Annotated in this window: 26 protein-coding genes; 22 read left to right on the forward strand and 4 right to left on the reverse strand. The window is 36.5% G+C overall.

Translation table 11 applies throughout. The features are described 5' to 3' along the window. The 5 genes from qcrB (at position 1) to AAIB49_RS02165 (ending at position 3,192) form a co-directional block, all read left to right on the forward strand. The gene (gene qcrB, locus AAIB49_RS02145) at positions 1–675 is read left to right on the forward strand and encodes a menaquinol-cytochrome c reductase cytochrome b subunit (RefSeq protein ID WP_343457051.1); all 675 of its coding nucleotides are present in this window, start codon (positions 1–3) and stop codon (positions 673–675) included. A gap of 16 nt (positions 676–691) precedes the next feature. Further along, entirely contained in the window at positions 692–1,474 is a 783-nt protein-coding gene (locus AAIB49_RS02150) for a menaquinol-cytochrome c reductase cytochrome b/c subunit (RefSeq protein WP_343457052.1), read from the forward strand. 74 nt (positions 1,475–1,548) lie between these two features. After that, a complete protein-coding gene (lhaT, locus tag AAIB49_RS02155) occupies positions 1,549–2,139 on the forward strand; it encodes a lipoprotein heptaprenylglyceryl N-acetyltransferase LhaT (protein WP_343457053.1) in 591 nt (196 codons plus the stop codon). 48 nt (positions 2,140–2,187) lie between these two features. Beyond that, positions 2,188–2,451, forward strand: a complete 264-nt coding sequence (locus AAIB49_RS02160) for a sporulation protein YpjB (RefSeq protein WP_343457054.1) — start codon at positions 2,188–2,190, stop codon at positions 2,449–2,451. Positions 2,452–2,511: 60 nt separating this feature from the next. Further along, positions 2,512–3,192, forward strand: a complete 681-nt coding sequence (locus AAIB49_RS02165; RefSeq protein ID WP_339214895.1) for a zinc metallopeptidase — start codon at positions 2,512–2,514, stop codon at positions 3,190–3,192. Positions 3,193–3,432: 240 nt separating this feature from the next. Here the strand turns inward: AAIB49_RS02165 and AAIB49_RS02170 are convergent, their stop codons facing one another. Then, positions 3,433–4,305 (reverse strand): YitT family protein, encoded by an 873-nt coding sequence (locus tag AAIB49_RS02170; RefSeq protein ID WP_343457055.1) that lies wholly within the window; start codon positions 4,303–4,305, stop codon positions 3,433–3,435. A gap of 132 nt (positions 4,306–4,437) precedes the next feature. On the opposite strand from AAIB49_RS02170, the gene AAIB49_RS02175 reads away from it, so the two are divergent. The 12 genes from AAIB49_RS02175 to nth all read left to right on the forward strand — a co-directional run bounded on the left by AAIB49_RS02175 (position 4,438) and on the right by nth (position 17,133). Further along, positions 4,438–4,818: a nucleotide pyrophosphohydrolase gene (locus AAIB49_RS02175; RefSeq protein ID WP_343457056.1), complete on the forward strand. Its 381-nt coding sequence runs from the start codon at positions 4,438–4,440 to the stop codon at positions 4,816–4,818. Further along, a complete protein-coding gene (dapB, locus tag AAIB49_RS02180; RefSeq protein ID WP_343457057.1) occupies positions 4,815–5,603 on the forward strand; it encodes a 4-hydroxy-tetrahydrodipicolinate reductase in 789 nt (262 codons plus the stop codon). The genes AAIB49_RS02175 and dapB overlap by 4 nt, the downstream gene beginning before the upstream one ends. Before the next feature lie 16 nt (positions 5,604–5,619). Beyond that, positions 5,620–6,030: a methylglyoxal synthase gene (gene mgsA / locus AAIB49_RS02185; RefSeq protein ID WP_339214903.1), complete on the forward strand. Its 411-nt coding sequence runs from the start codon at positions 5,620–5,622 to the stop codon at positions 6,028–6,030. 2 nt (positions 6,031–6,032) lie between these two features. Then, the gene (gene bshA / locus AAIB49_RS02190; protein WP_339214905.1) at positions 6,033–7,157 is read left to right on the forward strand and encodes an N-acetyl-alpha-D-glucosaminyl L-malate synthase BshA; all 1,125 of its coding nucleotides are present in this window, start codon (positions 6,033–6,035) and stop codon (positions 7,155–7,157) included. Between the two features lie 22 nt (positions 7,158–7,179). Next, a complete protein-coding gene (locus AAIB49_RS02195) occupies positions 7,180–8,382 on the forward strand; it encodes a CCA tRNA nucleotidyltransferase (protein WP_343457059.1) in 1,203 nt (400 codons plus the stop codon). Then, positions 8,358–9,344: a biotin--[acetyl-CoA-carboxylase] ligase gene (locus AAIB49_RS02200; protein WP_339214909.1), complete on the forward strand. Its 987-nt coding sequence runs from the start codon at positions 8,358–8,360 to the stop codon at positions 9,342–9,344. The genes AAIB49_RS02195 and AAIB49_RS02200 overlap by 25 nt, the downstream gene beginning before the upstream one ends. A 145-nt stretch (positions 9,345–9,489) precedes the next feature. Next, on the forward strand, positions 9,490–12,273 hold the full coding sequence (dinG, locus tag AAIB49_RS02205; protein ID WP_343457060.1) for an ATP-dependent DNA helicase DinG: 2,784 nt from the start codon (positions 9,490–9,492) through the stop codon (positions 12,271–12,273). Between the two features lie 369 nt (positions 12,274–12,642). After that, the gene (locus AAIB49_RS02210; RefSeq protein WP_343457061.1) at positions 12,643–13,164 is read left to right on the forward strand and encodes a cell wall elongation regulator TseB-like domain-containing protein; all 522 of its coding nucleotides are present in this window, start codon (positions 12,643–12,645) and stop codon (positions 13,162–13,164) included. 16 nt (positions 13,165–13,180) lie between these two features. Beyond that, complete coding sequence (locus tag AAIB49_RS02215; protein WP_343457062.1) at positions 13,181–14,362, forward strand: pyridoxal phosphate-dependent aminotransferase; 1,182 nt, start codon at positions 13,181–13,183, stop codon at positions 14,360–14,362. Between the two features lie 49 nt (positions 14,363–14,411). Further along, positions 14,412–15,704 (forward strand): asparagine--tRNA ligase, encoded by a 1,293-nt coding sequence (gene asnS, locus AAIB49_RS02220; protein WP_339214914.1) that lies wholly within the window; start codon positions 14,412–14,414, stop codon positions 15,702–15,704. Positions 15,705–15,790: 86 nt separating this feature from the next. After that, on the forward strand, positions 15,791–16,477 hold the full coding sequence (locus AAIB49_RS02225) for a DnaD domain-containing protein (RefSeq protein ID WP_343457063.1): 687 nt from the start codon (positions 15,791–15,793) through the stop codon (positions 16,475–16,477). Next, positions 16,477–17,133, forward strand: coding sequence for an endonuclease III (nth, locus tag AAIB49_RS02230; RefSeq protein ID WP_343457064.1), 657 nt, complete (start codon positions 16,477–16,479; stop codon positions 17,131–17,133). The genes AAIB49_RS02225 and nth overlap by 1 nt, the downstream gene beginning before the upstream one ends. A 45-nt stretch (positions 17,134–17,178) precedes the next feature. Here nth and AAIB49_RS02235 read toward each other — a convergent pair whose 3' ends face one another. Both AAIB49_RS02235 and recU read right to left on the reverse strand, forming a co-directional pair. Continuing rightward, a complete protein-coding gene (locus AAIB49_RS02235; protein WP_343457066.1) occupies positions 17,179–19,884 on the reverse strand; it encodes a transglycosylase domain-containing protein in 2,706 nt (901 codons plus the stop codon). Positions 19,885–19,901: 17 nt separating this feature from the next. Further along, entirely contained in the window at positions 19,902–20,486 is a 585-nt protein-coding gene (gene recU, locus AAIB49_RS02240; protein WP_339214920.1) for a Holliday junction resolvase RecU, read from the reverse strand. 105 nt (positions 20,487–20,591) lie between these two features. On the opposite strand from recU, the gene AAIB49_RS02245 reads away from it, so the two are divergent. Next, positions 20,592–21,530, forward strand: coding sequence for a DUF2515 family protein (locus tag AAIB49_RS02245; protein ID WP_339214921.1), 939 nt, complete (start codon positions 20,592–20,594; stop codon positions 21,528–21,530). A gap of 235 nt (positions 21,531–21,765) precedes the next feature. On the opposite strand, the gene AAIB49_RS02250 is transcribed toward AAIB49_RS02245, so the two are convergent. Continuing rightward, positions 21,766–21,867 (reverse strand): spore protein, encoded by a 102-nt coding sequence (locus tag AAIB49_RS02250; RefSeq protein WP_222619021.1) that lies wholly within the window; start codon positions 21,865–21,867, stop codon positions 21,766–21,768. A gap of 159 nt (positions 21,868–22,026) precedes the next feature. Between AAIB49_RS02250 and AAIB49_RS02255 the strand changes: the two genes are divergently transcribed. The 4 genes from AAIB49_RS02255 (at position 22,027) to gpsB (ending at position 23,674) form a co-directional block, all read left to right on the forward strand. Then, entirely contained in the window at positions 22,027–22,236 is a 210-nt protein-coding gene (locus tag AAIB49_RS02255) for a hypothetical protein (protein ID WP_186869754.1), read from the forward strand. Positions 22,237–22,333: 97 nt separating this feature from the next. Further along, on the forward strand, positions 22,334–22,684 hold the full coding sequence (locus AAIB49_RS02260; protein ID WP_339214925.1) for a DUF1798 family protein: 351 nt from the start codon (positions 22,334–22,336) through the stop codon (positions 22,682–22,684). A 71-nt stretch (positions 22,685–22,755) separates the two neighbouring features. Further along, on the forward strand, positions 22,756–23,154 hold the full coding sequence (locus AAIB49_RS02265) for a cytidine deaminase (protein ID WP_339214927.1): 399 nt from the start codon (positions 22,756–22,758) through the stop codon (positions 23,152–23,154). Positions 23,155–23,365: 211 nt separating this feature from the next. Beyond that, entirely contained in the window at positions 23,366–23,674 is a 309-nt protein-coding gene (gpsB, locus tag AAIB49_RS02270) for a cell division regulator GpsB (RefSeq protein WP_186869751.1), read from the forward strand. Positions 23,675–23,682 lie beyond the last annotated feature (8 nt).

Consider the following 23,682-nt stretch of genomic DNA (forward strand, 5'->3'; position numbering starts at 1 on the left):
ATGCTACAAAAGATTTATGACTGGATTGATGAGCGTATTGATATTACGCCAATCTGGCGGGATATTGCAGACCATGAAGTACCAGAACATGTTAACCCTGCCCATCATTTTTCTGCATTTGTATATTGTTTTGGTGGTTTAACATTCTTCGTGGTTGTTATTCAAATTTTATCAGGTATGTTCTTAACCATGTATTACGTACCAGATATTGAAAACGCTTGGAAATCTGTATATTACTTACAAACTGAAGTTGCACATGGTCAAATTGTACGTGGCATGCACCACTGGGGTGCTAGTGTCGTTATCGTAATGCTTTTATTACATACTTTAAGGGTGTTCTTCCAAGGAGCATATAAAAAACCTCGTGAATTAAACTGGATGGTAGGGGTACTTATCTTCTTCGTTATGCTAGGTTTAGGATTCACAGGATATCTATTACCTTGGGATAACAAAGCATACTTTGCTACACAAGTAGGATTGGAGATGGCCGAGCAAGTTCCGCTCATAGGTGGCGATCTAAAAGCATTACTTGCGGGTGATGAAGACATTGTAGGAGCTCAAACACTGACTCGTTTCTTTGCGATTCATGTATTCTTCCTACCAGCTGCATTATTTGCACTTATGGGAGCTCACTTTATCTTAATCCGTAGACAAGGTATTTCTGGACCACTATAAAAAGGAGGGGAAGGCTATGCATAAGGGAAAAGGAATGAAATTTGTCGGAGATTCTCGTGTACCGGCAGAGCGTAGAGCATCACAAATACCTAAAGATTATTCTGAGTATCCTGGAAGAACAGAAGCTTTTTGGCCCAACTTCTTATTAAAAGAGTGGTTAGTAGGTGCAGTATTTTTAGTTGGATTTTTATGTCTTACATTAGCACATCCATCTCCACTAGAAGGAATGGCTGATCCAACGAATGCAGCATATATACCTTTACCAGACTGGTACTTCTTGTTCTTGTATGAATTACTTAAATATGAATTCGCTAGTGGACCGTATGTACTACTTGGTATGATTGGAATACCTGGTCTTGCATTCGGGGCACTTCTTCTAGCACCATTCTTAGATAATGGTCCAGGACGTAGACCACATCAACGGCCAATAGCTGTTATTATGATGTTACTTGCTTTAGTATCTGTGGTATGGTTAACCTACACTTCTGCATCTCATGTTGATTGGGAAGAGCGTGCAGAAATGAATAAACCAATTCCACCTACTGATGTTGAAATAGATACGTCACATGAAGGCTATGCGGCTTATGAATCAAGCTGTTTACAGTGTCATGGTGATGCATTAGAAGGTAGTTCTGCAGCACCAGCGCTTATTGGTACTGAACATACAGCAGATGAAATTGCTACTATCGCAAAAGAAGGTATTGGTGGCATGCCTGCTGGTATGTTTACTGGTACGGATGAAGAGCTTGAACAATTGGTTGATTTTATTATATCAGTCAATGAGCAGGCGGCAGAATAATCATTGTTTAGAAAAGCACCTTTGCCAACATGGTAAAGGTGCTTTTGATTTCTAAGGAGGAGAACTATATTTACATGTTAAAAGCGATATTGCTAGATAAGCGCTACCTTGTTTTATTATTTATCATTAATTTAATTGGTACAATCTATGGATTTTATTGGTATCGCTCCCAGCTAGCAATTACACCACCAATTTTCCTAATATTTGTTCCAGATAGTCCGACCGCAAGTTTATTCTTTACGATATTTTTATTGTTTTTTATCTTTAAAAAGCATTTTCCATTAATTGAAGCTTTGGCGATTATTACATTGTTCAAATATGGAATCTGGGCTGTAGTGATGAACCTTTTAACATTATGGTTGAATGGGGACTTAGCACCAAGTGGTTATATGTTAATGGTATCTCATGCAGCTATGGCAATCCAAGGATTACTATATGCCCCGTATTATAAAATAAGGTTTATACACATTGTTATTGCAGCTATTTGGACTTTACATAATGATATAATTGATTATGTATTTGGAATGATGCCCATTTATTCTACGCTAACTGAGCATATGGATAAAATAGGCTATTTTACATTTTGGCTCAGTATTGTATCCATTTGGATTGCTTACAAGTTAACTATTAAAGATAAGCCAAGCCCTGTAAGTTATAACAGCTAATGAAGTGACATACATTTATAGAGATACTCATGAAAAAGGGTGATCTCTATGAAAAAGAATCGATCAATAAAAGTGATGATGTGGATTATCATAGGGATAGTGTTTTTTTTTCTGATGGAGATGCTTTGGAGTGATGTTATACTAGCCACCACGGATAATGAAAAAGGTGAGGATAATCTTCTCCCCTTTTATTGGTTACTGCTAATTGTTGGTGGAACTATAGTATGTACATTATCCTATGTTAGTTGGAGAAAATATCAAGGTGAGAAGAAGGAGAAGCAGCATAGAGATAACGACAAATTAATTGACTAAATCTGACCATTTGACTAAAATTGACTATAGAGATACATTAACTTAATGGAGGAATGTGCCATGACTCTTGGAACCTATTTAATCTATATAGCCCTTCTTATGATTATCCCACTTTGGGCACAATCAAAGGTCAAAAGTACGTATAATAAGTACTCTAAAGTAGCTACATCATCTATGATGACAGGTGCTCAAGTGGCACGTAAAATTCTTAATGATAATGGGCTTTATGATGTTGAAATTCATGAGACAAAAGGAACACTAACCGATCATTATGATCCAAGGAAGAAAGCTGTTTTTCTTTCAAGTGGTATTTATCACGGGCAATCCATGGCTTCATCAGCTGTAGCTGCTCACGAAGTAGGACACGCCATTCAAGATGCAGAGTCCTATGCATTTTTACGATTTAGAAGTGCTTTGGTACCGGTAGCCAATTTTGGCTCTAATGCTGCGATCTTTTTAATTATTGCTGGATTATTCTTTTCTCCAACACTTGCTATAGTCGGTGTTATATTCTTTGCTGCTGCGGTGTTATTCCAATTAGTAACATTACCGGTAGAATTCGATGCCTCGAATCGTGCAATGGCGCAATTAGTATCTACTGGGGTCATTCGAAATAATGAAGAACGTGATACGAAGAAGGTATTAAATGCTGCGGCTATGACATATGTAGCTGCTGCATTAGTAGCAGTTGCGGAATTAATCCGCTTTATATTAATGATTGTAGCAAGTAACCAAGATTAAGCAATTCATTAAACAAGATAGGGAATAACATTAAAAGATCCGGACCATGTTGACTTCTTTCAGGAGAATTCGCATTCGTTCGGATTTTTTATTATTCATTGGATCTTTGGTAAAGGAAGGGTTTTTGCTCCTTATAAATAAGCAGGCGAGAGCGTGTATTCATTTGCTCTCGCCCCTATGTTTTTATCCGTTACGTTCTGTTGTAAAGCCATTATTCCTTCGTTACGTCATTCGAGTTACTTAATCATTAATTGGATTTTTATTTTCGTCTAATGTGAATCCTTCCCCCAAGACATCGTGAACAGTACCAACTGCGACGAACGCTTGTGGATCAATTGCATTAATAATGCTTTTTAATTTTACAATTTCATTTCTACCGACAACACAATATAATACATCTCTTTTTTCGCCTGTAAAGCTACCTCGTCCATCTAAAACGGTTACGCCACGGTCCATATCGCGCATGATTTTCTTAGCAATGGCATCACTCTTAGAGGAGATAATAGTTGCTCCACGAGCAGAGTAGGCACCTTCCTGAATAAAATCAATGACTCGTGCACCTACATATACCGCAACTAATGTATACATTCCTTGATCCAGTTCAAGAATGGTAAAAATGGAGGTAACGATTACGACAAAGTCAAATACAAACATGGTTTTTCCCATGCTCCAACCTATGTATTTATGTACAATTCGTGCAATAATATCGACACCGCCAGTAGTTCCGCCATATCGAAATACAATTCCTAGTCCTACTCCGATAAAGACACCAGCAAATAACGAAACAAGAAACATATCTTGTTCTAAATGAATTTCATATTCGTAATATTGGAAAATGCTTAAGAATAAAGAAACAGATAAAGTCCCAATAATGGTGTAAAAAAGTGTATTTCGACCGAGATATTTCCAACCAATAAGGAGGATTGGAATGTTCAGAACGATATTCGTAATTGCTGGATCCCATTTGAATGCGAAATATAAGATTAAGGTAATACCAGTAAAACCACCTTCACCAAGGTTATGCTGCATGTTAAAGTGAACGATTCCAAAAGAAAAAATAGCAGCACCAATTAAGATGAAAAGGATATTTTTCATTTTTAAGCCGAAAATCATTGTTGCACCTCCATTTATAAAAAGATTCGATAGAACACTTTTCCTATTATAATCAATTTAAATGGTTAGAACAATGCTTTCCCGTGCTAAATAATTTGTCAAAAATCATCGGATTCGCTAACATTAAAGAAAATGCTACTCGAAAAGGGGCAGATTATCATTCAAACTTCAGAAATTACTACAAAAGAAATGCAAAAAAGAGTGGATCAATACATTAGTCAATTTAAAGAGGGCTATTTTTCACCTTTAGCTTTAATGGCTAGATTAACGGAAGAGGTAGGAGAACTCGCTCGGGAAATGAATCATTATTACGGGGAGAAGCCGAAGAAATCTACTGAGAAAGAAAATACTGTGGAAGATGAATTAGGTGACATCTTATTTGTTATTGCATGTATGGCTAATTCATTAGATATTGACCTCTCGGACGCTTTTAACCGATCGATGACGAAATTCGAAACGAGAGATAAGGATAGATGGACGAAGAAGGAAGTACAACAGGAGGAACGAGAATGAGGAAAAATATAGTTATTGCTGGTCCTCGTGGGCGAATGGGGTCTGAAGCAGTACAAATGGTATTAGCAGAGCCAAGCTTTAATTTAGTTGCTTGCATTGATCATAAAGCTTCTTCCATACCATCACTAGCTGAGAAGGCTATTCCGGTATATCAAAACCCAGAGGAGTGCTTCTATGCAAAGGAAGTAGATGTATTAATAGATCTTACGGTTGCTGAAGCAAGCTATCATCATATTCTTATCGCTTTACAGCAAAATATACGCTGTGTAGTGGGTACGACTGGATTTACTAATGAGCAGTTAGAAGAGATGAAACAAGTAGCGAAAGAGAATAAAACTGGCATTATTATAGCTCCCAATTTTGCCATAGGAGCTATACTTATGATGCACTTTTCCAAAATAGCAGCGAAATATTTTCCAGACATCGAAATTATTGAAAAACATCATAATCAAAAGGTTGATGCGCCATCTGGAACCGCAATAAAAACTGCTGAAATGATAAAAAACGTACGTGAGAGTAAAGCACAAGGCCACCCTGATGAAGTAGAAATACTGAAAGGGGCAAGAGGAGCACAGGATGATGGTATCCACATACATAGTTTACGGTTACCAGGGCTCGTCGCACACCAGGAGGTCATTTTTGGAGGAGAGGGCCAAACATTAACGATTAAACATGATTCAATGAATAGAAAGTCCTTTATGGAAGGAATTAAATTATCCGTAAATCAGGTGTTTCACTTTGACGAACTAGTCTATGGTTTGGAAAATGTCCTAGATTTGGATTAATAACTGGAGGTAGTTTATGAATATTGCATTAGTAGCTCATGATAAGAAGAAACAAGCCATGATAAATTTTGCTTTAGCTTACAAACATGTGTTAGAAAAGCATCAATTATTTGCAACAGGGACGACTGGAAAGTTAATTACCGAGGAAACAGGCTTAGCCATTCATCGTTTTCTATCTGGCCCTTTAGGTGGAGATCAACAAATCGGAGCCATGATTGCGAATAATGAGATGGATATGGTTATATTCTTCCGTGATCCTTTAACCGCTCAGCCTCATGAACCAGATGTAAGTGCACTTATAAGGCTTTGTGATGTACATCAAATTCCACTTGCAACGAACTTAAGTTCAGCAGAGATATTTATACATGGATTAGAGCACGGTAGTCTTGATTGGCGAAAGATAATGAAAGGGAAAAAGGAATATTGAGGATGAAAAAAATAGGAATAACCTGTTACCCATCTGTAGGTGGATCAGGTGTGATTGCTACAGAATTAGGGATGCTCCTTGCCGAGCAGGGGCATGAAATACATTTTATAACGTCTAGTCTACCTTTTCGTTTAAACCGAGTAATTCCCAATATTTATTATCACGAGGTAGAAGTTGGTCATTATCCAGTATTTCAATATCCTCCTTATGACTTGGCATTAGCTACCAAAATGGCTGAAGTAATTGATCGTGAAGAACTGGATATTCTACACGTTCATTATGCCATGCCTCATGCAGTGTGTGCTATTTTAGCACGAGACATGGCTAAACGTGATGTGAAAATAGTAACTACATTACATGGAACAGATATAACGGTATTAGGGATTGATAATACGTTTAAGCGGATGATTAAATATGGAATTGAAAATTCTGATGCTGTAACAGCTGTATCTAAGGATTTAGCTAATCAGACTAAACATATGATCGAAACAGATAAAGAAATTTCCGTGATTTACAATTTTGTTAACGAGGAAGAGTACTATAAGCGAGATTTAGAAGAAATTAAGGCACAATATGGTATACAGGAAGATGAAAAGGTCATTATACATATTTCAAACTTTCGAAAAGTAAAGCGCCTAGAGGATACTGTAAACACATTTAAGCGAATAAGAGATGATATGAAAGCGAAGTTACTGCTAGTCGGAGATGGTCCAGAATATACTAATACATTTAATCTGGTGACAAGATTAGGTATTCAAGATGATGTGTTATTCCTAGGCAAACAAAAAAATATAAGTGATTTATTATCGATAGCAGATTTGAATTTATTACTTTCAGAAAAAGAAAGTTTTGGATTAGTATTAATAGAAGCAATGGCTTGCGAAGTAGCTTGTATTGGTACGAATGTTGGTGGGATACCAGAGGTTATTGTTCACGATGAAACAGGATATATTGTGGAGTTAGGCGACGTCGAGACAGCAGCTTACTATGCCAAACAATTATTAACTGATGAGTCATTACTAAAGCGTTTTTCTGAAAAAGCTCTTGAACGTGTTCGGAATCATTTCCATTCATCTATTATATTAAACCAGTACATGGACTTATATCATAAATTATTATCGAATTAGTAAATAGAGGTGTTTAGGAATAATGAAGGAACTAACAGAGCCTTTTCGAGAAGCGTTAGCTATTATTGAAAAGATAGAAGAAGCAGGTCACCAGGCATTCTTTGTTGGTGGCTGTGTTAGAGATTTTTTATTAAAACGACCAATTGGTGATGTTGATATTACAACCTCTGCAAAGCCTTTTGAAGTGCAGGCTATTTTTGATGAAGTAATCCCTGTAGGAATTCAGCATGGAACGGTCATCGTTAGACATCGTGGTGTTTCGTATGAGGTAACCACCTTTCGAGTGGAAGGAGAGTACTCAGACCAGCGCCATCCTGATTCTGTACAATTTATTGATAAGATTGACGAGGATTTAGCGAGAAGAGACTTTACCATTAATGCCCTTGCCATGGACAAGCATGGGCATATAATTGATTTGTTTCAAGGTCGAGAAGATATTGAGAAAGCATTAATTCGAGCTGTAGGAAATGGCCATGATCGATTCCAAGAAGATCCGCTTCGAATTCTACGAGCAATTCGCTTTTCCAGTCAACTAGGATTCCAAATAGAAGAAAACACTTTAAAAGCAATTATGGCTACGAAACAATCGATAACGGAACTTGCTGTTGAGCGAATAACCGTTGAGTTACAGAAGTTATTTGCTGGTGAGAATGTGAAAAACGCACTATCTTATATGGTAGAATTAAGGATAGACCAAGAGCTTCCAGTTCTGAAAGATTATCATCTCATTGCCAAGCTTGTCCCTATTATGCAACCACTGCATACATTAGCTGAAGTGCTCTGTATCATTCATCAGATGGAGCCTGAAGTAGACATAAGAACTATTGGCAAGAAATGGAAATGTTCTAATAAAATTCTAAGAGAAGCTTTTCAATTGAACCAAGCAGTAGAATATTATAAAGCTAACGGCTTAGATAATTGGTTAGTATATCAACTCCCACCAGATTATTACAACGCGTTCTATCGAATTACCGAGATAATGTTTCCAACTAAGATAGACAAGGATGAACTTTACAGATTAAAAAAACAATTAAACCTTACATCAAAAAAAGACCTAAATATCAATGGAAATGATATAATAAAATTATTTCCTACTGTTCCAAAAGGACCTTGGATTCAGGATAAACTGGAGAAACTAGAAAGATTAGTTGTTCTAGGAGAATTACAAAACAACAAAACGATATTAAAGGATTGGCTAAAATGGAATCCACCCGAGCAAAAATAATTAATTTATTATCCAGTAACCAGGATAGCTATATATCTGGACAAGAGATTTCAAATCAGCTCCAAATTTCCCGCAGTGCAATTTGGAAGCATATAAAGGAATTGGAAAAAGATGGCTATGTTGTTGAGGGAATTCGTAACAAAGGCTATCGGATTATTCAATCACCAAATAAAGTAAGTGAAAATACCGTACAATGGGGATTGAACACAACCTGGTTAGGCAAAACAATTATTCATAAGGAATCCACTACTTCTACCCAGCATATTGCCCATGATTTAGCTACGAATCTTGCAGACCATGGGACAGTCGTAATTGCAGATGAACAAACTGCTGGGAAGGGAAGGTTAAGTAGAGCATGGTACAGTTCGAGGAACAAAGGGATATGGATGAGTATTATTTTAAGGCCATCTATCCCACCATATTTAGCTCCTCAATTGACTTTACTTACGGCAACCGTATTAGCTGACGTATTGAAGAAAGAATTGAAGCTTAATCCAAAAATTAAATGGCCAAATGATATTATATTACAAGATAAAAAAACTTCTGGTATTCTAACGGAGATGCAAGCAGAACAAGACCGTATCCAATATGTAGTTATTGGCATCGGAATTAATGTGAATCACGAACCGGATGACCTTGCGGAAGATATTCAATCGAAAGCAACATCATTAAAGATAGAAACTAGTAAGTCATGGAATATGACAGAATTAATTCAACAAATCTTATTATACTTCGAAAAGACGTATGAAGATTTCCTCGATAAAGGATTTTCAGTAATTAAGGAAAAGTGGGAAAGCTATGGTTATCGAATCGGAGAGGTTACTAGCATTAAGACGTTCCATGATGTTCAAAGAGCAGTATTAACAGGAATTGCCGAGGACGGGGCATTATTAGCGAAGTATGAGGATGGCACGATTAAGAAGGTATATTCTGGAGAAATTGATTGGTTTGGTAATACATAAGGCATGGTAGGGGAGGTGTCTCTTAGGTAGGTTTTCCTTTTAACCTGAGATACCTCTTCAACTTGTGATGAAGAAAAAAAGGAATAAAGTTTAAACGATACGATGAAGTACATTATATTAAATGACATATAAAGGTGGTGAGGGAATGAATCGATTTGTTGTCTTGGATTTAGAAACAACAGGAAACTCTAGTGCAAACCAAGATAAAATTATCGAAGTGGGTATCGTTGTAATTGAAGATGATCAAATCACGGATGAATTTTCAACGATGTTATACCCAGAAAAATCGATACCACCCTTTATTACAAAGCTAACGGGAATTAAAGATGAAGATGTAAAGGATGCACCATCTTTTACAGAAATGGCGGACACGATAACGACTTTACTAGAAAACAGTTACCTAATCGCTCATAATGTCCCATTTGATATGGGATTCTTAAATTCAGAACTAACGTCTATTGGTAAACCTAGATTACGAAATCCTGTACTGGATACGGTGGAATTAACTAGAATTCTGTTACCACAGGCACCTGGCTTTAAGTTAGGACAGTTGGCGGATTATTTAAATATTAAACATGATAATCCGCATCGTGCATTATCAGATGCTTATGTCACAGCAAAGCTCTTCCTTATCTTAAAGGAAAAGATATCTACCTTACCATATGAAACATTACAGCATCTTTTAAAAATCGAAAAATCATTAAAGTCCGATTTATATGACATTCTAAACAAACAATTGGAACAAGTTGCCTTTAAGCCTGAGGAAACGGATTATATTAGTTATAAGGGACTTGCTTTCCGTAATAATATTCCTATGAAGCGTGAAAAAGTAATGATCACGACTTCCTTTGGCGAGTATTTAGATTCTATCTATGAAGAGAATGGTTCAATGGAATCAGCGATTAAGCAGTACGAAAAAAGAGATGGACAACGAATCATGTCTGAGGACATTTATGATTCATTCCAGGGAAAAAAACACGCTCTTATTGAAGCGGAGACCGGTACAGGAAAGTCATTAGCCTATTTGATACCAGCTATTTATGAAGCGGTAAAAACAAATAAGAAAATAGTGATTAGTACGTATACGACACAGCTGCAATCACAGCTATTAGAAGAAGAAATTCCTTTGGTGAAAAAGCTACTATCATTTCCATTTAAAGTGGCGTTATTAAAAGGAAAGCAGCATTATATTAGTATTGAAAAATTCATTCATGAATTGTATTCCTCTGAGCAGGATAACTATGATATTGCCTTAACGAAAGCCATGATTCTCGTCTGGTTATTGGAAACTGAAACAGGTGATATAGATGAATTACACTTGCCTTCCCATGGCCAACTATTTTATAGACGAATCTCTGCTGATACGGAAGGACAAGCGGATCCTTCTTCACCATGGTTTAAATATTCCTATTACCAGAAAGCACGGAGAAAAGCTCAATTAGCAGATATTATTATTACGAATCATGCATTATTATGTACCGATATATTTAATGAGTATCAGTTTTTACCAAAATACGATAAAGTCATCATTGATGAGGCACATCACTTAGAAGAGACCGCTTCAAAACACTATGGTTTAAAGCTTGATTATGTTAATATGCAACATGTAATCAACCAAATTGGATCCTTTGGGGAAGGGAAATGGATAGATAAGCTTGCCACTAGTCATGACGAGATTAAAGAGGCCGTTTCCTCTGAACGCTGGAATGATTTAGTTAGCTTAACCAAGTATGAATTAGATGATTTGTTCCGTTCGATCTTTCAATATGTGTTACACCTAGAAGGAACGAAGAAGGTATTAAGTGATGTCGGCCGAATTCAGTATCGGTATGAAGAAAGAAAAGAGAAAGCAGTGAGATGGAATCCAATTAAAGAGATGGCTACAAGGGTTATCTTTTACATTCGGGATTTAATCCATTACCTTACTATCATAAGCCAACAATTGAGTGACAAGGAAGCAAAGGATGAAACAGAGCATCGTATTGAATTACTTCAGTCCTTTATTGATGGGATAGAACAATTATTCTTACTTGATAATGATTCTGTTGCCGTGAAATGGATAGAAATTGAAGCATATGGTGCTAAAAATGCGGTTTATTTATATAGTGAACCAGTTAATGTATCCGCTGTGCTTCAAGAACAATTTTTTGCTGTAAAAGAAAGTGCTATTTTAACCAGCGCTACTTTAACGATGAAAAATTCGTTTAGTTTCATTCAAAAACGGCTAGGAATACCAAATAATCGGCTTTATTCGAAAAAAATACCCTCTCCTTTTTCTTATGAAGATCAAGTTCGTGTGATGGTTCCGAACGATTTTCCAGAGTGGAATTATAGTAATTCGGACGATTTTGTTACGGCAACTTGTGAGGCTATCCTATCCCTTGCAGAAATCACCAGTGGTAGGATGCTGGTACTATTCACATCGTATGATATGCTTAAAAAATCGTATTATTTAATGAAAGAATCCATGGAAAATGATAAGTTTGTACTTATTGCCCAAGGTATTTCAAGTGGTAGTAGAGAAAGATTAAAAAAGAACTTCCAAACATTCGATCAATCAATCCTACTAGGAACAAGTTCATTTTGGGAGGGTGTCGATATTCCAGGTGATGATCTATCGTGTTTAGTGATAGTAAGATTGCCATTTCAACCTCCTAATCACCCTGTATATGAGGCAAAGGCGCAAGATATGAAGAAAACTGGTGGAAATGCATTTTATGATTTAGCACTTCCAAATGCGGTTATCCGTTTTAAACAAGGGTTCGGAAGGCTTATTCGTTCAAATAATGATAGAGGGATTGTATTTGTGTGTGATGCGAGAATGATAAGATCGTCCTATGGGAAGTATTTCACGGAATCCATTCCAAAAGTACCGATTGCCTTTGATTCAACAACCGAATTAATGAAAAAAGCAAGAGAATGGTTTTAACCATTAATTTTCAATACGGCACAGTATCACGTTGTTTTCCTCATTCTGTAATGTTTTGACATAAAAAAAACTGATGCGAGGGGCATCAGTTCAATGAGATGGTATGGAGTTTAGAAGTTTTTTGGTTGAAATAAATAAAATCAAAACAAAAATCGGGAAATGCTTGGTATAATGGATGTGTTTCATCTTATTTAAGTTCAACGTAATTATAGTATTAGCAGCATATAAGCAACTATGATTAGTAATAATTGATAAGAATAGAAGCAATTTGATAGGTATAGGAATTTGGAGGGTAAATGATATGGAAAGAAATAAAAGAATTCAGCCACGTATTAGAAATTTGAAGGTAGTAACAAACGTAGGTAACATATGCGAAGAAATAATATAAGTGCTCCCTCCTGGACAAAATGGGTTATTTTCGCATTGATCATTGTTGTTGTTGCTATTCTTATCTTTTTAACGGTCTTATATAACAATATAGAAAAAAGTAAAACGAATGGGTTTGAACATGCTGAAAAACGAGTAATTGAGGAAACAGAAGTAATCGAAGTAGTGGAAACGATGCGATATCACGGGGATACACTCCATTATATCGTCACTGGTACTACTGAAGATAATCAAAGTTTAATGGTATTTATTCCTGATGACGAAGAGGATGAATTAACCACCATTAATGAGGATGAGATTATTCCAGTTGAATCCATTCGTCAAAGCTGGCAACAAACATGTACCAATTGTGAGTTCATTAAAATTGTTCCGGCAATTACCGATCATAATCCATTATGGGAGATTACCTACTACGATGAAGCGGGACGATATGTGATGGATTATGTGTCTATGTTTGATGGCTCAAAGTATGAAGAATTTCGCTTTAAAAAAATGTTTGATTAAGTGAGGGAATTGCAAAATGGAGATTGCAAACAGAGTAAAAACATTAACCCCATCGTCAACCTTAGCTATTACAGCAAAGGCGAGGGAATTAAAAAATAATGGTTTTGACGTTATCGGACTTGGTGCAGGTGAACCAGATTTTAATACACCAGCATATATTATTCAAGCTGCAAAAGATGCAATGGATCAAGGCATGACGAAGTACACACCTGCTGGTGGTATTAATGAATTAAAGCAAGCTATAATGAAGAAATTAAAACAGGATAACGAGCTTGATTATCAAATGAACGAAATCATTGTTACTTCAGGTGCTAAGCATGCTTTATATACGCTTTTTCAAGTGATTTTAAATGAAGGTGATGAAGTCATTGTTCCAGCGCCGTATTGGGTAAGCTATCCAGAACAAATTAAACTAGCTGGTGGAAAACCAGTTATTGTAGATGGCTTAGAAGAAAATGATTTTAAAATTACACCAGAACAATTGGAAGCAGCAATATCGGATTGTACAAAAGCGGTCATTATAAATTCTCCAAGTAATCCAACAGGGATGATGTATAGTGAAGATGAGCTGAAAGCGTTAGGAGAAATCTGCTTAAAGCATAATATTTTTATCATTTCTGATGAAATTTATGAGAAATTAATCTACACAGAAGATAAGCATGTATCTATTGCACAACTTTCTTCTGCATTAAAAGCGCAGACTATCGTGATTAATGGCCTATCGAAATCACATGCGATGACTGGATGGAGAATCGGCTATGCTGCAGGTCCAGAAGTAATTATAAAGGCAATGACTAATTTAGCATCGCATTCAACATCTAATCCAACTTCAATTACACAATATGCTTCGTTAGCAGCATATCAAGCAGAAGAGGATCCAACTATTGAAATGCGTAAAGTATTTGCAGAAAGACTCGATGCGTTATATGATTTAATCGTTACTATTCCAGGAGTGACCTGTAAAAAGCCTCAGGGAGCATTCTATTTATTTCCAAATGTATCCGAAGCTGCTAAATTAAATGGCTTTGATTCTGTGGATGACTGGGTAACAGCATTACTGGAAGAGGAAAAGATTGCTGTAGTACCTGGTTCAGGCTTTGGAGCACCTAATTACATGCGTTTATCTTATGCAATCGAAATAGAGCAATTAATTGAAGCTGCTCATCGAATTAAACGATTTGTAGAAAAACATCAATAATAGATATTCACATGACGAAGCAAATTTTTTACTAATGGAGGTTATTTCGTTGAAAACAACAATCGCACAAGTACCCAAACATGAGGGGAAATCAGTAACAATCGGAGCATGGCTTGCCAATAAGCGCTCTAGTGGTAAAATTGCATTCTTACAATTACGGGATGGCACAGGATTTATGCAAGCTGTTGTTGCCAAAAGTGATGTGAGTGAAGAAACATTTCAGCTTGCAAAAAGCTTAACACAGGAATCTTCTATTTATGTTACTGGTACTATTGTAGAAGATACTCGCTCCCCATTCGGTTATGAAATGCAAGTTTCCGATATTGAATTGATTCATGAATCGGTTGATTATCCTATTACACCGAAGGAGCATGGAACAGAATTTTTAATGGATCATCGCCATCTATGGTTACGTTCTAAAAGACAACATGCTGTAATGAAAATAAGAAATGAGATTATTCGTTCTACATATGAATTCTTTAATGATAACGGATATATCAAGATTGATCCGCCAATTTTAACAGGATCCTCTGCAGAGGGTACAACGGAATTATTCCATACTAAATACTTTGATGAAGATGCTTACCTATCTCAAAGTGGGCAATTATATATGGAAGCTGCTGCAATGGCCTTTGGAAAAGTGTTTTCATTCGGACCTACTTTCCGTGCAGAGAAGTCTAAAACTCGCCGTCATTTGATTGAATTCTGGATGATCGAACCAGAAATGGCATTTGTAGACCATGAAGAAAGCCTAGTAATCCAAGAAAATTATGTTAGCCATATCGTTCAATCTGTATTGCAAAACTGTAAATTAGAGTTAGATATTCTTGAGAGAGATACTTCGAAGCTTGAAAAAGTAAAAGCTCCATTCCCACGTATTTCCTATGATGATGCGATTGCGTTATTAAAGGAGAAGGGCTTTACAGACATTGAGTGGGGCGAGGATTTCGGTGCACCTCATGAGACTGCAATTGCTGAGAGCTTTGATAAACCAGTATTTATTACGAATTATCCAGCAGAAATTAAAGCATTCTATATGAAACCAGATCCAAATCGTGAGGAAGTAGTTCTTTGTGCAGATTTAATTGCTCCAGAAGGATACGGTGAAATTATAGGTGGATCCCAACGAATTGATGACTTAGAGCTAATGAAAAAACGTTACGAAGACCATGGCTTAACAGGGCCAGCTTATCAATGGTACTTGGAATTAAGACAATACGGAAGTGTACCACACTCTGGATTCGGTTTAGGTTTAGAGCGTACAGTTGCTTGGCTTTCAGGAGTAGAGCATGTTCGTGAGACAATTCCATTCCCAAGATTGTTAAATCGTTTGTACCCATAAAAAACTAAATGTGGCTGTTCCAATTAGGGACAGCCACATTTATATGTACATCCAATTCATGCTATACTTAATATGAGGTGCACTATATGAAAAAAAACATGTTGATTCAGGATATTATGAATAATCAAATAAGCATACCGAGCGAATTATTGCTCTCTTATAAAACATTAGGGCTTAATGAGACCGATTTAACCGTTATATTACACATCCATCGATTTATTTTACAGGGCAACGATTTTCCTACTATACATGAGATATCGGATTATTTGACTGTGGACGATAATGAATGCTCGAAGATTCTCCGAAAGCTAATTCAACGGAATCTCTTGAAGATTGAGCGTTCAGAGAATAGTCAAAATCAGTTAAGCGAATCCTATTCACTTGAGCCATTATGGGAAAAAATATACCAGCCTGTAAAGGATGAGAAGAAAGACAATGATGACGGCACATTATTTATTTTGTTTGAACAGGAATTTGGTAGGCCGCTTTCACCATTTGAAATAGAGACGATTAATGTTTGGTTGGATGAGGACAAGATCTCACCAGCATTGATTAAGGCAGCACTACGAGAGTCTGTGTTAATGGCTAAGTTAAATTTTAAATATATGGACCGAATTCTTAGAGAATGGCAAAAGAAAGGGATTCATACAGTTGAACAAGCTCGTCAGGCCTCCAAGCGATTCCATGATAATCAGACCACCAAACAAAGTAATGTAAATAATTCAAAAAGAGATACATCATTTTATTATAATTGGCTAGAGGGAGAGGACTAATGTTAAACAAGAAACAAATTCGATTCTGTTTAGACGAAATAGGTAAGATGTTTCCAGATGCAGAATGTGAATTAACCCATAGTAATCCATTTGAACTTGTAATAGCAGTCTTATTATCAGCGCAATGTACAGATGCACTAGTAAACAAGGTTACAAAGGATCTTTTTCAAAAGTATAAAACACCTGAGGATTATTTAGCCGTACCACTTGAAGAACTACAGCATGACATCCGGTCTATCGGATTGTATCGTAATAAGGCAAAAAACATTCAGAAGCTTTGCACTGTATTACTCAAGGAATATGGTGGGGAAGTACCAAGGTCAAAAGATGAGCTAGTAAAATTAGCGGGGGTTGGTCGAAAAACGGCTAATGTCGTTGCATCTGTTGCCTTTGGTGAACCGGCTATTGCTGTAGACACTCATGTAGAGCGGGTTTCCAAACGATTAGGTATTTGTCGCTGGAAGGATTCCGTCATTGAAGTAGAGGAAACGTTAATGAAAAAGGTACCAAAGGATGAATGGAGTGTGACCCACCATCGGTTAATCTTTTTTGGACGTTACCATTGCAAGGCGAAAAATCCGAATTGTCCAGAATGTCCCTTACTAGAGGTATGTAGAGAAGGGCAAAAGAGAATGAAAAAACGAGAAACAATTTAAAAAAGCTGTCACGATAAACTGTGACAGCTTTTTTAGTTATATCAACTATTCTTCTCCATTGTCTTCATCGCCCTGATTGTCAGAATTAGGGTTAGATACTTCATCTGCTTCATCTTCTGGATCTGGATTATTATCATCATTTCCAGGAATTTCAACAGAAGTACTACGGGTTTCCCCTCGGGATCCTTCATTAGCTCCTCTTTGGCCAATCGCTGTTACATGTATGGTGTAAACTTGACCAGGAGTGAAGTTTCCACTAATTTCAATTCCTTTTGATTCTACCATCTGGGTACCACCTTGTGCACCTTCCACTACAACTTCGAAAGCAGCCGGTGGTCCATCATAGCCCCAATTTACATCGATAATGGATTTTGCTGGGTCATATACAGCAGTAAGACCACTTACAGCATTGATAGGAGTATTTTCTTCCTCTTCTTCCTCATTATCTAGCTGAATCTTAACAGATTGTGGTTCACTGCGAATTTCTTCATTATCTTTACTTTTTACTACAACTTGAATCGTATATTCAGCACCAGGTGTTACTTGGCTGATTTCTAATTGTTTCTCTTCCGTAGAGGAGAGGACTTGCATGTCTCCACCGTTTACACTAGCTGAGACTTCAAAGTTAACTTCTTCATCAGAATCATAATTCCAAGTGACTAAAATAGAATTATTATCTTCTTTGTATTCCGCTTTTAATCCTTTAACTGGATCAAGCATATCAAATCGCTCGGAAGTCTTTTTAGGCTCTGTACCCTTCACAAATAACTCCGTAACAATTTCAGAGCTAGGTGTATATTCACTAGGTAGGGCAGCAGGATTTGATCCTTTTTCCACTTTTACTTCTACGACTGAATCAGGTTTTACAAAATCAGCTGTCTCCACATTCTCGTGGACTTTTGTCATAAGCTGCTTAAACAGATTATGTGCCACTAATTTTTCATCATTCATTGTGCGGTTAGACTCGTCATATCCGACCCATATTGCAGTTGTATAGTTCGTAGTGTAACCAGCAATCCATGAGTCCTTTGTACCTTCCACATCTTTTAAGTTGGTAGTACCTGTTTTAGCTGCAATAGGTAAACCTGAAATTCGAGCCGGTCCACCAGAAGAACCTTGTGCTAAGGCAGTTTTTAGCATGTCAGAGATCATATAAGCTGTATAATCAGACATGGCAACTTCTGGTTCTGGCGCTAAGTTAATTGTTCGATCATCTGGGTAGACTACTTTCGAAACGGCAAAAGGCTCGTATCGTATACCTTCATTACCAAATGCTTGGTAAGCTCCTGCTAATTGTAGTGGGTTAACATTGGTATCGGCACCACCAATTGCATCCGTTAATTGTGGGCGACCATTTGCAAATTCAATCCCCAGGTTATTAGCAAATTTTTGCGAGTTATCATAGCCAACTTCTTCTAATACTTTTACTGCTGGAACATTGAGTGATTCTTGTAAAGCATAGCGAGCTGTCATCCAGCCTTGATATGCTCTGTTCCAATTTCGAATTGCTTGGTCCGTTCCTGCAATTTCGTATGGCTTATCATCATTAATTTGATGATAAGTAGACATTTTATTGTATTCAATGGCTGGGCCATAAGCTACGATAGGCTTAAAGGTAGAACCAGCTTGGCTACCACCTTGAATTGCGTAGTTCCAGCCATTCTGATAATTGCGGTCCCCACCAATTGCACGAATTGCTCCCGTCTTTGTATCAAGTAACACTAGTCCAGCATGTAAGTCTTCGTTAGGGAAGGCAACTGGATTACTTTCTGAATCTGATAATAACAGATCTACATAGTCTTGAGCGTTCTTATCTAGGGTGGTGTGAATTTGTAGACCATCAGAATAAATATCGGCACCATCTAATTTTTCGTGTACTTCTTTTTCTACTTGTTGAAGGAAGGCATCGTATGGATTCGATACTTCTTTCTTTTCAACTAGTAGGGAAGGGATATCCACTTTCATTGCTTCGTCAGCTTCTTCTTGTGTTATTTTGTCATGACGAACCATTAGTTTAAGTACAGTTTCCATTCTTTCTTTCGTTAGATCCGGATTTTTAAATGGATCATAAGCAGACGGTCTTTGCGGTAGCCCTGCTAAAATAGCTGCTTCTGCTATGGTTAGCTCATGTAAATCGGTTTTGCCAAAATAAGTTTCAGCAGCTTTAGCTACACCATAAGCACCAGATCCATAATAGATTTTATTTAAATACATCTCTAAAATCTGTTCTTTCGAATAATCTTTTTCTAGCTGTAAGGCGAGCCATTGTTCTTGTACTTTAAGTTTGATTTCTTTATCTGGTGTTAAGAAAGATCTTTCTACTACTTGCTGTGTAATGGTACTTGCACCTTCAGAACCAAATCCATGGCGGATGTTCGCTATAATAGCACCACCAATCCTTCTTAAGTCGATCCCAGAATGCTCAAAAAATCTAGCATCCTCAGTCGCAGTCACGGCATCGATTAATATATCAGGTAAGTCGTCATACGAGATTTTTGTCCGTTTATATTCTCCAAGATCGGCGATGATTTCACCATTCATATCATAGACCTTTGAAGAAAGTGGATCTGATAATTTTGATGCATCAATTTCTGGTGCTGTGGCAATATAATAAGTAAATAAACCAGCTACACCTATGCCGATTGCAAGAAAAATAATAAGTAATGCTAATAATATCTTTTTCCATAATGGTTTCTTTTTTGATTTTTTTTGTTTTCTTCGCGCAGTGCGAGTTTGGCTTTTTTCTGCCATTTCTCACTACCTCCAATCTAAAAATAAAGTTGATCAATAATCGAAAGGTAATCAACTCTAGTTTGGTATTTAAAAGGAATGAAGTGTCCTCTTTGCTTAATTTGCGTGTATGGTATTGATTTTCTACCATCGGTTTCCTTTTCATACCAAAAGGCTAATAATTCTTTTGCTTCTAACAGATATGTTTCATCGTGATGTGCAAATCGGATAATCATAAAACATATGCCGCCGTGTTTAATAATTGATTCCATATGATGAATCTGATGTTCATGCACATTGGCTAGCGGAAATGAATGTTTATTTTTCGTTTCTTTGGCCTCAAAGTCTACGTAATGATTTCGGTATAATCCGTTATAATCAGTTGTTGATGCTTGTTTGAAATACGCTTCGGTAATGACAGCTGCACTACGCTTAGGATAGTTAACTTTTACGATTTGAATGGGCGTAGGTTTCTTGTGAATGATAGCAAGATCCATGTCCAAATAATATTGATTCGTTTGGTTTATATCCTCTTCCAGCGTCATCCCTCTATTGGAGAAGGTTTGATTAGTCGTTTTACTTCTTATATTGGATAGTGACCGTTTTCCATTTGGATAATTCACGGCTTTCCCCCCTAGCATAAACAGTATCATATCAGAAAAACTCCTGCATTGTAACTTTTAAGTTAAAAATAGATCAAAATATCACATATAGGGCAGGGCATATATATGAAAAAACGGGAGTACCTCTATTATATAATAAATAGAACGAATAAGCATAATCTAGACAACATATCACGTACTAAAGCATACCAAGAATTTTACTTGAAATATCCAGAAGTAAAATGGGCATTAGTTGCTAGTATTGTATCGAGAAATGCTGGATGGAATATGACTGATTTGTATTTACCTCCGTATAAAAACATGCTTGGAAGTAAGGAATTGCAAAACTTATTCATGACCTATGAACGGGCAAATTGGCTGATTTTTTCCGATGCTTACCCACAATTATTAGCGTATGAGTTATTTATGAAGCATGGGCATTCATTAGTAGATATCTTAAAGGAATTTCATGTGTCTGATTTTATGATTCATGAATGGGAAATATTTAGAAAAACAAACAATAAAGAACGATTGATGCTGGCACTTATTATAAATGAGCAAAATGTTATACAACGTCCCGTTATTACGCAGCCGTATTTTAAAAGAAGCGTATTCTTCCGTCTTCCATATTGGCTACAAAATAATTTAATGCTTAATGCTGTCTTACTTCCTACTAGAGGAGGAAGTCTGTATGGATGTTATGTTCACGGGTTTACTAATGTAACCAATCGAATCACACTCGGTAAAAAGTTAGCCTCACAAATATTCCATCCTGAAGTTTATTCTGGCTTGATGGATTTTATAGTAACGGTCGAACATACTGGCTCAAGAAGAGATTATGAAAGTCTCTACAACATTTCACTTCCAAAGAGTCCAGTGTTAAGACTTGTTTATCCTATAATCAATCACCAAGATAGTATTCGTCGGGATTGGTTTTATTTAGGGGGCACTAAAAAGAAGTGGTTTGAACCAGTAACAGTTGAACCAAAGGAAATAGGGGGTTCCTTTTATTTAAAACGAAAGCTATTGTATGGTTACTATCATATAAAATCCTTGATGCAGTAGCGAAGTACATGGAAAATTATATCGATATTTAAGTAGGGTATGTTAGGGTGTCATTTCAATTATGCGTTTTCATGCATAACTTTGTGATGAGAAGGTGCTGAGACACAAGTTTACCTTAGCAATACCGAATAACATAGACTTTATTTTTTTCGGCGCTACTAAGGTATTATGAGGTTGCACAACTTACAAATTTCATTGTGTCTCAGCCTTGTTTATCAAAAAAAGTCTTCTTTTGTTATGTTGATGGGCGATTAGGGCCGTTTAATTTCTTATCACCAGTTTTTAATGATTTCCCATTCTCATTTTCTTTTTGTTTGTTTTTATGGTTGTCTTTCATCAGATAACCTCCTTTACTAATAGTTTGTCTAATTAATGAAAAAAAATGAGTATCCTCACTAGTTTTGTACGATTACTTCTAGTTTTGTCGAACAGGAAGGAGTCAGCTTAATCTTAACGAATAGTAAAGGTAAGAGACTAAATTCGTGAGGTGATAATAATGGGACTAGCACTAGTGAAAGTTACAGAAGTTAGTGGCGCTTGCCGAAAAGATTTTGAGACAGCATTGTTACAACTTGGGGATATTACGCGAAAGGTAGAGCAACGTTTAACTATAAGCGTAAATAACTCAATAGAGCAACATTATGAAGAACAACTATATGAATATGAACAGGTTAAACTAACAATCCATTCGTTACTAAAACAATGAATTATTGTATCGATTTAATATGATAAGCTTGGTTTAATGCCTAAATTTGCTAAACATGATATGGTATAGGTAAGAACGGATGAATAGAGGCGTAACCATGCGATTAATTGAGTATACAAATCAACTTAAACAAGAATTAGTGAAACTGAAAGATATATTTGAACAAACAGATCCTCCAGAAGACAGGAAGGATAAAGTTTATTTTGAAATGGTACGGGAGAAGACTTTGCCTGTATACGTGCTTTTAGAGAAATGGGAAGCACTTGCATTAGAAGTGATCAAAGCGAGTAAGATAAGTGTACACCCAAATCAAATTGTATCCACACGAGAAAATATGGAACTATTAATAATGCATAGTTACTATGTGGATGTTCGACGTAGGCGATATATGGAATTACACCAGTCTGTCCTATACGTATTGGATCAATTGATACGAGCTTTGGACTAACTGCCTTTATCTTTACAATTCTGACAACTTTTAATATAATTAGCTTCCACACACCGAGAGGGGGAAAGGTAATGTCTAAAAATGAACTGATAGAAAAAGCAATAGAAATTAGAAAAAGGGCATATGTCCCATATTCGAATTTTGCTGTTGGTGCTGCGCTTTTAACAAAATCAGGAAAAGTATATACTGGATGTAATATTGAAAACGCAGCATACCCAGTTTCTTTATGTGCTGAAAGAGTTGCAATATTCAAGGCAATTTCTGAAGGAGAAACTGAATTTGTTGAGATGGCTGTTGTTGCCGATACGGAAAGACCGGTACCGCCATGTGGTTCCTGTCGCCAAGTGATGAGTGAATTTTTTGCTGGAGAGATGAAGGTACACCTAACTAATCTACATGACAATACGATGACAGTTAAGGTGGATGAATTACTTCCATTCTCCTTCCAAAAAACAGATATGGAAAAATAATACATAGTAACATGACAATAAATACCGGTATTTTTGTACTGAAAAATAGCGGAAGTTGTGGTAAATTAAAGTAAGAAGCGGATTGTCCTGCTTCTTACTTTTTTGCTATAATAAAATACGAACGATATACATATAGTAAAATAACTTGTTTTACAGTTAATAGTTGATACTAATAAATTTAGATGATTACATTAGATGGGGTGAAGAAGCCATGCAAAATCGTGTTCAATTAAGTGGAAAAGATATTCTTGAAAAAGATTTCAAAACAGCAATGCGCGGATATAACCAAGAAGAAGTAGATGAATTTCTAGACGTTGTTATTCAAGATTATGAGGCATTTGGTCAGGAAATAGATCGCCTAAAACAAGAAATCCAACGATTGAAAAAAAATAGTGAAGGACAAGTAAGAACAAGATCGACTAATCCAGTCCCTCAACAAGTTAATTATGATGTACTAAAACGTCTTTCTAATTTAGAAAAAGCTGTATTTGGTAGTAAGTACGCAAACGCTGATTCATAAATCCAATC

This window comes from Ornithinibacillus proteolyticus, from assembly GCF_039581225.1.
Classification (GTDB): Bacteria; Bacillota; Bacilli; order Bacillales; family Amphibacillaceae; genus Ornithinibacillus; species Ornithinibacillus massiliensis.